The organism is Nocardioides sp., assembly GCF_036493135.1.
Classification (GTDB): Bacteria; Actinomycetota; Actinomycetes; order Propionibacteriales; family Nocardioidaceae; genus Nocardioides.
In genome coordinates, this window is sequence record NZ_DASXQG010000098.1 from 1 (window position 1) to 10,559 (window position 10,559).

Below are 10,559 nucleotides of genomic sequence, written 5' to 3' on the forward strand. Positions count from 1 at the left end.
AGTCGTTCGTCGACCCGGACCGCGGGCCCCTGCTGAGCGTCCGCTTCGTCGTGTGCATCGTGATGATGGTCCTCGGGATCGCCTGGATCGTCTTCTACTACGTGGTCGTGCGCCCCGACCCCGACGCGATCCCTGCGGACCAGCCGGGCGGTCCGGCGTTCATGGGTGACATGGAGAAGTGGAACTACGTCGTCGGGTTCGGCCTGTTCTTTCTCGGGCTGCTGATGGCGGCGCACCCCTCGACCCCACTCGGCCGCGGCCGCGGCGTCGTGGTCGGGATGCTGACCTGCTTCATCCTCGGCCTGCTCTGGATCTGTACCTTCTACGTGCTCTCCGGTGACAACCTGCCCAAGGTCCCGGTCTTCAACGACCTCGACCAGTGGAACCTGGTCGTGGGCATCTGCTTCATGGCCGTGGGCTTCTCGTACGCGACCAGGTGGGAATGAGCCTGGGAATGAGCCCCGTGTGGACAATCACACCGGTGTAGTTCTCCCCAGGTTCTTCCACACCTGGGGATAACCCGGTCACGTCAGCCGAGCCCCGCGGTGCGGAGCGCGAAGGCGAGCGCCACCAGGACGGCGACGCCGGCGAAACCCGCGACCTGCCACGTCGTACGACGCTCGCGGGGGGCGTAGGCGAGGATCCCGGCGAGCACGAGCCCGCCGACGAACCCACCGACATGCCCCTGCCACGAGATCCCGGAGGCGAAGAAGGTCAGGGCGGCGTTGATGCCGATCCACACCATCAGCTGGCTGACGTCGGCCCGCGCCTTGCGGGCGACCACGAGCAGCGCGGCCATCAGGCCGAAGATCGCGCCCGACGCGCCCAGCGTGGGGGTGTACTCCGGGCTCAGCCAGTACACGGCCGCCGAGCCCACCAGGCCCGACAACAGGTACAGCGCGAGGAAGCGCGCCCGCCCCAGGACCAGCTCCAGCTGCGGGCCGAGGATCCACAGAGCGAGCATGTTGAAGCCGATGTGGAGCGGTTCGACGTGGGTGAACGTCGAGGTGAGTGGCTGCCACCACGCACCGTCGCTGACGCCGGGAAGCCACGTTCCGTGCTGGGTCGAGCACAGCGATGACGAGACGTCGTAGCCCCGGTTGCCCACGACGCAGGCGCCCTTCGGTCGGATCGACAACCGGTCCACCCAGACGCTGCCGTTGCCCCCGGTGGCCAGGATCAGGGCCCACACCGCGGCGTTGATGGCGATCAGGGTCTTGGAGACCAGGCCGTAGGTGCCCGGCCGGACGCCGCCGAGCGGCGTGCGCGCCTGGCGCGTCGTACGCCGGGCCTCGGCCACGCAGTCCGGGCAGTGGAACCCGACCGGGGCGTCGTTCATGCAGTCGGGACAGATCGGCTTCCCGCACCGCTGGCAGTGGATGTAGGTCTCGCGGTCCGAGTGCCGGTAACAGGTGGGAACGCCGGCGGGATCACCCGCCGGCGTCGCTGATCCGGATCCGGACCCGTCGGCCGTGCTCAGGGCGTCTGGACCTCGACGGACTCGATGACCACCGGCTCGACCGGGCGGTCGCCCGGGCCGGTCGAGGTCGTCGCGATCGCGTCGACCACGTCGCGCGACGCCTGGTCGGCGACCTCGCCGAAGATCGTGTGCTTGAAGTTCAGCCACGTCGTCGGCGCGACCGTGATGAAGAACTGCGAGCCGTTGGTGCCGGGCCCGGCATTGGCCATCGCCAGCAGGTAGGGCCGGTCGAAGACGAGCTCCGGGTGCGGCTCGTCCTTGAAGGTGTAGCCCGGGCCGCCGGTGCCGGTCCCGAGCGGGCAGCCGCCCTGGAGCATGAAGCCGTCGATGACCCGGTGGAAGGTCAGACCGTCGTAGTAGCGCTCGCCGCTGCGGCCGGCGTCGTCGCGGTACTCCTTGGTGCCCTCGGCGAGACCGACGAAGTTGCCGACGGTCTCGGGTGCGTGGTTCGGGAACAGGTTGATCGTGATGTCGCCCCGGTTGGTCTTCAGGACGGCCTGCTGGTCAGCCATGGATGCCTCTCGCGTCTCGCGTGCTGTCACCATCGATCCTCCCATGCGAGACAACCGCGCGACGTACGGCGGTGCGCGGTGGAGACCGCCCCTGTTGGGTACGAGGAGGATCGTGGTGGGATAGGGACGAGACGAAGGGAACGGTCGACATGCGCAACCGCGGGAACAAGACACTCATCGAACAGGCCTCCGACTACGTCGAGGCTGCGGTCGAGAAGGCGGGCCCGATCCTCGCCGACGCCAAGGACAAGGCCGAGGCAGCCCTGGCCGATGCTCGTGAACAGGCCGGTCCGGTGCTCGCCGACGCGAAGGCGAAGGCGGGCCCGACGCTCGTGGACGCCCGCGACAAGGCCACGCCGCTGATCGCGCAGAGCGCGGCGCTTGCGGCCGAGAAGGCCTCGCTGGTCGCCGACCTCGCAGCCGAGAAGGCCGCCCAGAGCAAGGAGGCCACCGCCGCCAAGGCCGCCGAGCTGAGCGGGAAGAAGAAGAAGCACCGCCTGCGCAAGCTGCTGATCATCACCGGCATCGCGGCGGCGCTCGGCTTCGTGGCCAAGAAGCTCCGGGACGGGGCCGACAAGGAGAACTGGCAGTCGTCGTACACCCCGACCCCGCCGCCGGCGGATGTTGCCGCCATGTCGTCGGTCGAGGGTGATGATGAAGGTGGTGCCGGCCCGGACGAGGCGCTCGCCGATGCCGCGGAGGAGTCGCACGAGGTGACGACGCCCGACGAGCCGGCCGACGTGGTCGCCCTCGAGCCGGGCGACAAGCCGGCGGCGAAGAAGTCCAGCAAGCCCTAGCGGTCCCTACTGCGCCTTCGCCGTACGACGCCGGGCCCGGGGGCGGACGAGCTCCTGTGGCCGGTGCTCGGTGACCCACGTGTCGATCCGTTCCCACCAGCCGAACAACCACTCGATCTGGGCCTCCCGACCCGCCGGGATCTCCTCGCGCGGCACGTGCCACCAGCGCATCACGATCACCTTGTTCGTCGGCAGCTCCCGCCAGACGTCGCCGACGGTGAGCAGGTGGTCGAGGCCGGTGTGCGCGACCAGGACGACGTCCGCCTCGGGTGCCGCGTCGAGCGCGGCGAGCAGTCCACCCGGTCGCGGCGCCAGGACCTGGGTCATCTGCTCGGCCCGGCGCGCCATCCGCTCCAGTCCGAGCCTGCGGAGCCGGTCGATGCCGCGCTGCCGACGCGCTGGGGTGAAGTTGCCGCCCTCGGGGAAGATCACGAACGCGTCGTTCGCGTCGAGGTCGCGGGCCAGGTCGGCGATCTGGCGCTCGAAGTCGCGCCCTCCCTTGCCGGGCGAGACGAAACGGGCCGGGATGCGGTTCATGATCACGTCGACCGTCGGGTCCCAGGCCAAGGTGTCCTTCAGGACGACGCGCGGCTCTCGGTGGTACCAGTGCATGAGGGCGTGGATCAGCGTGAACGAGTCGCCCGGGCCGGCGTGCCGGCAGGCGACGATCAGCGGCGTGCCCGGGTAGGCGTCGGGACTCGGTCCGTCGGTCTCGATCCGCAGCGCGAGGACCCGGCGGGCCTCGCGGAACACGACGAACATCAGGCCCTGCACGGCGTCGTAGTGCACGCCCTCCCAGTACGGCGTACGGATGCGGCGGCCGAAACCGGAGGCGAGCCACCAGCCGAACAGGATCACGAGGAGCACGCTCTCCGCGGTCACCCAGACGACCGTCAGCCAGAGGATGCGCAGCAGCCGCCAGCGCCCGGGCAGCACCGGAACCAGGGCGGCCACCACGATCAGCCAGAGCGGGAGCAGGACCCAGAGCGCGGCCGCCAGCAGGATCATCGACGGCGCGATCACGCCGCGCCGGAGCAGCCAGATCACGGCCGCCTCACGGGCGCGCCGCGAGGTAGTCGCGGGACGCTTCGTAGCTGGCCTCGATCCGCGCGCGGACGCGGGAGAAGTCGCGGTGGGCGAGCAGCGAGTCGTCCCGAGCCGAGGTGCCGCGCGCGGGGAGCACGTGCACCTCCACATCATGGGGCACCTCGGCCAGCTCGCGGGCGAACCGATGGCGGCGGGCGATCTCGAACGAGACCCGGGCCACCTCCCACGGACGGTGCGGCGGCTTGAGCGGCCGGTCCATCCGGCCGACCTGGAGCACGAACACCCGGTCGGCACCGAGGGCGATCGCCCGCCCGAGGGGGATCGAATTCACGATGCCGCCGTCGAGGAAGTGCTCGCCGTCCACCTCGGCCGGCGGGAGCAGACCGGGGACCGCGGCACTCGCCATGATCGCGGGGACAAGGGGGCCGGAGACGAACCAGTGCTCGGCCGCGCGTTCGATGCTGGCCGCGCACACCTGGAACCGCACCGGCAGCTCCTCGAAGGTCGTCTCGCCGAACTCCTCCACCAGCCGCGCCTGCATGAACGTCGAGGAGTACAGGTGCGTCCCGGTCGAGACCGCACGGCGTACGGTCCGCAAGGGTCGGTCGGAGATGGCGCGGGACGTGCTCGCGTCCTGCCATAGGTCGGTGAGCCGTTCGATCACCGCGGACGTCGGATCGCGGGCGACCATCGCGCCGTTCAACGCCCCCACGCTCGTGCCCAGCACCAGGTCGGGTGTCACGTCGACCTCGAACAACGCCCGCAACATCCCCACCTCGGCTGCGCCCAGCACGCCCCCGCCCCCGAGCACGAACGCCGTCGTCATGGGTCCATCCTCGGGTAGTCCGTGACGTTTTGGAGTCTCGAGAGGCGTTTCCGGGGCCGGAGCGTCACGGACTATCGGCTCCGGGCGGTCACCCCGTGGGGGCGAGCTCGGGATGCTCGGCGCGGATGCGACGGGTGACCACGCGCTCGACATAGAAGATCACCAGCGGGATCAGGCCCGAGACCAGCACCAGGATCGCGAACGGCAGGGACCACCGGGTCTGCCGCCACAGCAGGAACGAGACCACGACGTACACGATGAACACCCAGCCGTGGGCGACCCACATGATGCTGGCCTTCTCGCCGAACGCCTGGGCGCTGGACCCGTCGGCGGCGAGGTACTTCAGCGGCATCGCGACCAGCGAGCAGAAGGCCAGCAGGATGCCCACGGTGAAGGCCAGGAAGCGGTACGCGGGGAAGAGCTTCGACACGACCCGAACCTACCGGGGGCCGGGTGAGGGCCTTCGCCCCAGCACGTCCTCCTGCAGCCAGCGCCACCACATGAAGATCGCGAACGCACCGAAGATCCACCACTGGAGCGCGTAGAGCAGGTTGCGCAGCGCGGTCGACGCGTCGGCACCCGGGAGGTGCTCCACGGTGACCGGGGCCAGACCGGCCATCCCCGTCACCTGCGTCCCTCCTGACGGGAGGGCTCGGTCGGTGGCCACGACGTACCCGCTGTAGAGGTCGTACGACGCGCGCGGCAGCAGGTCGGTCACGCTCATCTCCGGGATCACGTCGTCGTGGGTGTCGTTGTCAGGGGCGCCGGTGTCCTCGGACGGCTGCAGCAGCCCCACGAGTGACGCCGGGCCCCGGGGGTTCGCCACCCCGGTGTCGGTTGCACTCGTCACCCAACCCCGCACCACCGGGATCGCCGAGCCGCTCGCGGTCGTGACCGGCGTGACCACCCAGAAGCCGGTCCGTCCACCCTGCGTCCGGTCCGCGACGTACACCGTGTCGCCGGGGTCCCACCTGCCTTGGACCACGACCGGTCGCCCGACGCCCGACGCCGGGAACGCCGCGTCCTTCCCGAGCACGTCGTCGAGCGGGACCGGCGTCTCACGCGTCACGGCCGCGGAGTTGTCGCTGCGGTGGTCGTGCCACACGCCGAGCTGCCAGCGGCCGAGCAGCACGCACGCGAGGACCGCGACGAGCATGAGCAGGTGAGCACCCCAGTAGCGCGGCGCGAGGGCCCGCCTCGCCGGCAACACGGGGGCGTCGGGCGGCACGCGGTCAGGCTACGGCCCGGTCATCGACCAGGCGCGCACACCCCGAAGGGCAGCAGGTCCCGGCGCATGAGCGCGGCAGCGCGGGCCGGATGCGGCATGGCGTCCCCGTTCCGTCCGGATACTGGTCTTACCACTTGACCACTTCTGCCGAGGTTCCTAGCGTCGGAGCCATGCCGCTCCAGCCCGTCTCCCGCCGGTCGGTCCCCGACGAGGTCTTCGACCAGGTCCTCGGCGAGGTCGTCTCCGGCGCTCTCGGTGCCGGCGAGGCGCTGCCCAGCGAACGCCGCCTCGCCGAGGTCCTCGGCGTCTCCCGGCCGGCGGTCCGCGAGGCGCTGCAGCGGATGGCGCAGACCCGACTGGTCGAGGTGCGGCACGGTGGTGCGACCACGGTCCGCGACTTCCGCCGGTACGCCGGCCTCGATCTGCTCCCGTCGCTGCTCGTGCGCGGCGGCTCGATCGACGTACCGGTCGTCCGCAGCGTGGTCGAGGCGCGGTTGCTGATCGGTCCGAGCGTCGCGGCACTCGCCGCCCAACGCCGGAACGACCAGCACGTCTCGCAGCTGACCGCCACCGTCACGGCGTACGCCGCCACCAGCGACCCCGTCGAGCGCCAGCGGCACACGCTGGCCTACTGGGACCTCGTCGTCGACGCGGCCGACTCGATCACGTTCCGGCTGATGTTCAACAGCCTGAGCGCGGCCTACGAGCCGGCGCTCCCGGTGCTCGCCTCCGTGATCGGAGCCGGGGAGTCGGCGGGTGCCTACCGCGTGCTCACGGCCGCACTCGAGGAGGGCGACCCCGACACGACGCGCGCCGCCGCCGAGCGAGTCCTGCGCCCCAGCACCGATGCCCTGCTCACCGCACTGAACACCCTCGACACCTCTTGGGAGAACCCATGACCGACGGCGACGTCGACCGGCTCGCCCGCGAACGCCTGGCCGCCGACGAGGAGCGGATCACAGGGAGTCGCCGGCGCAGCCTCACTCTCGGGGCGGTCCGGCGGGAGTTCTGGCGGCATCCGTCGCCGTGGATGATCTCGGCGTTCCTGCTCGGCTCGGTCGTCGCCCGCGCCGTCCTGGGCGGCGGCTCCTGGTGGGAGCTGCTGATCCCGGCCGGCCTCGTCGCGGCGTTCCCGGCGATCGAGTGGATGACCCACGTCGGGATCCTGCACTGGCGCCCGCGCCGGGTCGGCCCGGTCGAGATCGACTCGCTGCTCGCGCGCAAGCACCGCGAGCACCACGCCGACCCGCGCGACCTCCCGCTGGTCTTCATCCCCTGGCAGGTGCTCGCCTGGCTGCTTCCGGCGTACGTCGTGGTGGCGCTGCTCGCGGTCCCGAGCCAGCCCGCCGCCTGGTCGCTGCTCGTTTCGGTCTACGCGCTCATGGCCGGCTACGAGTGGACCCACTACCTGATCCACTCCGACTACCGCCCCCACACCCGCGCCTACCGCGTGGTGTGGCGCAACCACCGGCTGCATCACTACAAGAACGAGCACTACTGGTTCACGGTCACCACGTCGGGCACCGCCGACCGGCTGTTCGGCACCTACCCGGATCCCGAGGCCGTGCCGACGTCCGGCACCGCGAAGAACCTCCACGGTTGAGCAGAGCGGGTCAATGCGCTACGTCGCCCGGGAGCTCGGAGCCGCGCACGCCGGCGTTCGCATGCAGCCGCTGGAGCAGCCCGTCGAGCTGGGCGATCTCCTCGGCCTTGAGCCCACGGCGTAACCGCTTGTCGAACTCCTGAGCCGCCCCCGCGAGCGCCAGGAACATCCGCTCGCCCTCGTCGGTCAGCCGCACCACCTGGGTACGACGGTCGCTCGGCTCGCGCGTGCGTACGACGAGCCCGCGCTCCTCCATCCCGCTCAAGTGGTGGGTCAGCGTCGCCCCCCGGATGCCGATGTGGTCGGCGATCTGCTGCTGACTCGCGGCCGCGCCGCTCTTCAGCGCGAGCAACACCATCCACAGCGGGCGCGACCCGCCGGCCGACGTCAGGGCGTCGTCGAAGGCACGGCCGACGTCACGGGCCACGCCGGCGAGCCGGAGCCCGATCGGCATTCCTCGCGGTGCAGGCATGGCGCCACCCTAGCAGGCCTCCTTCGATCACTAAACGTTTGACATCTATTGCTTAGAGGCCTAAGGATAGTGGCTGACATCTCGGCACAGGAGGAAGCCATGACCGACCAGCAGGCGACACCGACTCCCTTCGCCGGGCGCTGGCGCGCCCTCGGCGTGATCGCGGTGGCCCAGCTGCTCACCGCCCTCGACGCCACCATCGTCAACATCGCCCTGCCCACCGCCCAGCACGATCTCGGCTTCGGTGACGGCCAGCGACAGTGGGTGATCACCGCCTACACGCTCACGTTCGCGGGCTTGCTGCTGATCGGTGGCCGGATCGCCGACCGCGTCGGCCGTCGTACCGCGCTGCTCGGCGGGCTCGGGGGCTTCGCCGTCGCCTCCGCCGTCGCCGGCGTGGCACCCACGTTCGGGGTCCTGGTCGCGGGCCGGGCAATGCAGGGTTCCTTCGCGGCGATCATCGCTCCGAGCGCACTCTCGTCGATCGCGGTGATGTTCACCGACGCGCGTGAGCGCGGCCGCGCCTTCGCGACGTACGGCGCGGTGGCGAGCAGCGGAGCCATCGTCGGCCTGGTCGTCGGCGGTGCTCTCACCGAGCTGGTGAGCTGGCGCTGGTGCCTGCTGGTCAACGTCCTGTTCGCGCTGGGTGCTCTCGTCGCCGGTTGGCGGCTGCTGCCGCGCACGGAGCCGCACGCCGGCGTCCCGCTGCCGATCGGCTCGGCCGCCCTGGCGACCGCCGGACTCGCCGGACTCGTGTACGGCGCCGCCCACGCCGCCGACCACGGCTGGACCGACACCCAGGTCTGGACCCCCGTGGTGGTCGGTCTCGTCCTTCTCGGCATCTTCGGGCTCCGCCAGGCGCGCAGCGCCACCCCGATGCTCCCGCTGACCCTGTTCCGCGAACGTCGGCGGGTCGTCGCCTACGTCGCCATCGCCGGCGGTGTGGTCGCGTCGTTCGGGCTCTCGTTGATGCTGACCTACTACTTCCAGGCGGTGCTCGGCTGGAGCCCGCTGCACACCGGCGTGGCGTTCCTGCCGCTCAGCGTCGCGGTGTCGGTCTCCGGGTACACCGTCTCCGGCGTCCTCGCCCGCACTCTCCCGGCCCGCTGGCTGGTCGCCTCAGGTGTCGCGCTCGCCGCCGGCGGCATCGGGATCCTGTCCACGCTCGATCTCGGCAGCGGATACCTCACCACGGTGCTCCCCGCGATGGTGCTGCTCGGTCTGGGCATGGGCGGGGTGTTCACGCCGGCGATCCAGATCGTGACCAGCAACGTCGCGCCTCGAGACGCGGGCGTCGCCGCAGCCGTCGCCAACGTCGCGATGCAGGTCGGCAGCTCCCTCGGCGTGGCGGTGCTGAACAGCATCGCCGTCTCGGCCACCCGCGACTACGTCGGATCGCCCGACCCGCGGGCCGCGCTGGTGCACGGGTACGCGACGTCGGCCGGCTGGGTCGCGGCCGCCCTCGGAGTCGTCGTCGTCCTGGTCGCCCTCGGACTCGCCGGCCGGCCCTCCACACCGGCCTCCGGATCCGCGAGGCTGGACCACCCGCACCAGGAAGGGGCAACCCGATGAGCGTCCAGCTCAACCACACGATCGTCCACGTCACCGACAAGCATGCCGCCGCCGAGGAGCTCGCGGAGCTCCTCGGCGTCGAGAGGCCCGCGTCGTACGGACCGTTCCGCGTGCTCACCCTGGCCAACGGCGTCTCGCTCGACTTCGCCGACGACCACGGGGCACCCGACGGACAGCACTACGCCTTCATGGTCAGCGAGGAGGAGTTCGACGCCATCCAGCAGCGGATCGTCGGCCGTGGGCTGACGTTCTGGGCCGACCCGGCCCATCGGCGCGAGGGCGAGATCAACACCAACGACGGCGGTCGCGGCCTGTACTGGAACGGCCCGGACGGCCACAACCTCGAGATGATCACCGTGCCGTACGGCGGTTGACGTCCACCGTCGTGGGACCTGCCGGACGTCATACGATCTGGCCGTTAGAACGACCGGAACGTATGACGTCCCGAGGGCGACGAGGTGGTGGAGCCTAGGGGACTCGAACCCCTAACCCCCTGCTTGCAAACGGCCCAAGAAGCAGGGGATGGAGTAGTAATATGGCCCTGACCTGCGGAAACACACTGACGTAAGTAGACGCTTGGGGACAGGAACTGCCGTTCCTACCCCCAAGTCACCCCCAGATCCTGCTGACCAAGCAGGGGGATAGAAGTTCGGCCGCAGGTGCAGCCCGGCTCAACCCGATCGGGAGGGATGGTCAGATGGTCAGACGACGAGGATTCGGCGAGGTCGAGCGCAGGTCGGGCCCGGCCGGCGTCAACTACCGCGCCCGCTACACGATGCCCGACGGCACCCGCTACTCCCGCACGGTCGGCACCAAGCTGGACGCGGAGGCCTGGCTGATGCACGAGCGCACCCTGATCGACCAGGACGCCTGGACCCCACCCACCGTCCGGAAGGTGGCCGAGCAGCGCAGGCACACCCAGGCCCAGCACAACACGGTCGGCAGGTACGCCGAGCGTTACCTGCGGGAGCGCCAGCTGCGGCCGAACACGCTGCACGGCTACCGGGCTCTCCTGGACCGGC

The 10,559-nt window shown here is 70.7% G+C and carries 14 protein-coding genes; 7 read left to right on the forward strand and 7 right to left on the reverse strand.

Going from position 1 to position 10,559, the window contains the following annotated elements; all coding sequences use genetic code 11:
* The coding region (locus VGJ24_RS18875) for a cell division protein CrgA (protein WP_331502189.1) at positions 1-446 on the forward strand (446 nt) is incomplete at its 5' end.
* Between the two features lie 83 nt (positions 447-529).
* Here the strand turns inward: VGJ24_RS18875 and VGJ24_RS18880 are convergent.
* Entirely contained in the window at positions 530-1,339 is an 810-nt protein-coding gene (locus tag VGJ24_RS18880) for a rhomboid family intramembrane serine protease (RefSeq protein WP_331502190.1), read from the reverse strand.
* A gap of 137 nt (positions 1,340-1,476) precedes the next feature.
* Complete coding sequence (locus VGJ24_RS18885; RefSeq protein ID WP_331502191.1) at positions 1,477-1,992, reverse strand: peptidylprolyl isomerase; 516 nt, start codon at positions 1,990-1,992, stop codon at positions 1,477-1,479.
* Between the two features lie 149 nt (positions 1,993-2,141).
* Between VGJ24_RS18885 and VGJ24_RS18890 the strand changes: the two genes are divergently transcribed.
* The gene (locus tag VGJ24_RS18890) at positions 2,142-2,789 is read left to right on the forward strand and encodes a hypothetical protein (protein ID WP_331502192.1); all 648 of its coding nucleotides are present in this window, start codon (positions 2,142-2,144) and stop codon (positions 2,787-2,789) included.
* Positions 2,790-2,795: 6 nt separating this feature from the next.
* Here the strand turns inward: VGJ24_RS18890 and VGJ24_RS18895 are convergent, their stop codons facing one another.
* The 4 genes from VGJ24_RS18895 to VGJ24_RS18910 all read right to left on the reverse strand — a co-directional run bounded on the left by VGJ24_RS18895 (position 2,796) and on the right by VGJ24_RS18910 (position 5,890).
* Positions 2,796-3,836 (reverse strand): 1-acyl-sn-glycerol-3-phosphate acyltransferase, encoded by a 1,041-nt coding sequence (locus VGJ24_RS18895; protein WP_331502193.1) that lies wholly within the window; start codon positions 3,834-3,836, stop codon positions 2,796-2,798.
* A gap of 7 nt (positions 3,837-3,843) precedes the next feature.
* Positions 3,844-4,662: a patatin-like phospholipase family protein gene (locus VGJ24_RS18900; RefSeq protein WP_331502194.1), complete on the reverse strand. Its 819-nt coding sequence runs from the start codon at positions 4,660-4,662 to the stop codon at positions 3,844-3,846.
* Positions 4,663-4,750: 88 nt separating this feature from the next.
* Positions 4,751-5,092, reverse strand: a complete 342-nt coding sequence (locus VGJ24_RS18905; RefSeq protein WP_331502195.1) for a DUF3817 domain-containing protein — start codon at positions 5,090-5,092, stop codon at positions 4,751-4,753.
* 9 nt (positions 5,093-5,101) lie between these two features.
* On the reverse strand, positions 5,102-5,890 hold the full coding sequence (locus VGJ24_RS18910; RefSeq protein ID WP_331502196.1) for an SURF1 family protein: 789 nt from the start codon (positions 5,888-5,890) through the stop codon (positions 5,102-5,104).
* A 170-nt stretch (positions 5,891-6,060) separates the two neighbouring features.
* Between VGJ24_RS18910 and VGJ24_RS18915 the strand changes: the two genes are divergently transcribed.
* Positions 6,061-6,789, forward strand: a complete 729-nt coding sequence (locus tag VGJ24_RS18915; protein WP_331502197.1) for a FadR/GntR family transcriptional regulator — start codon at positions 6,061-6,063, stop codon at positions 6,787-6,789.
* A complete protein-coding gene (locus VGJ24_RS18920) occupies positions 6,786-7,493 on the forward strand; it encodes a sterol desaturase family protein (RefSeq protein ID WP_331502198.1) in 708 nt (235 codons plus the stop codon). Before VGJ24_RS18915 ends, VGJ24_RS18920 begins: the two co-directional genes overlap by 4 nt.
* A 10-nt stretch (positions 7,494-7,503) precedes the next feature.
* On the opposite strand, the gene VGJ24_RS18925 is transcribed toward VGJ24_RS18920, so the two are convergent.
* The gene (locus VGJ24_RS18925) at positions 7,504-7,965 is read right to left on the reverse strand and encodes a MarR family winged helix-turn-helix transcriptional regulator (protein WP_331502199.1); all 462 of its coding nucleotides are present in this window, start codon (positions 7,963-7,965) and stop codon (positions 7,504-7,506) included.
* A 99-nt stretch (positions 7,966-8,064) separates the two neighbouring features.
* Between VGJ24_RS18925 and VGJ24_RS18930 the strand changes: the two genes are divergently transcribed.
* The 3 genes from VGJ24_RS18930 to VGJ24_RS18940 all read left to right on the forward strand — a co-directional run.
* Positions 8,065-9,537: an MFS transporter gene (locus tag VGJ24_RS18930; protein ID WP_331502200.1), complete on the forward strand. Its 1,473-nt coding sequence runs from the start codon at positions 8,065-8,067 to the stop codon at positions 9,535-9,537.
* Positions 9,534-9,911, forward strand: a complete 378-nt coding sequence (locus VGJ24_RS18935; protein WP_331502201.1) for a VOC family protein — start codon at positions 9,534-9,536, stop codon at positions 9,909-9,911. Before VGJ24_RS18930 ends, VGJ24_RS18935 begins: the two co-directional genes overlap by 4 nt.
* 323 nt (positions 9,912-10,234) lie before the next feature.
* Positions 10,235-10,559, forward strand: a 325-nt coding sequence (locus tag VGJ24_RS18940; protein WP_331502202.1) for a hypothetical protein, incomplete at its 3' end; no start/stop codon positions are given.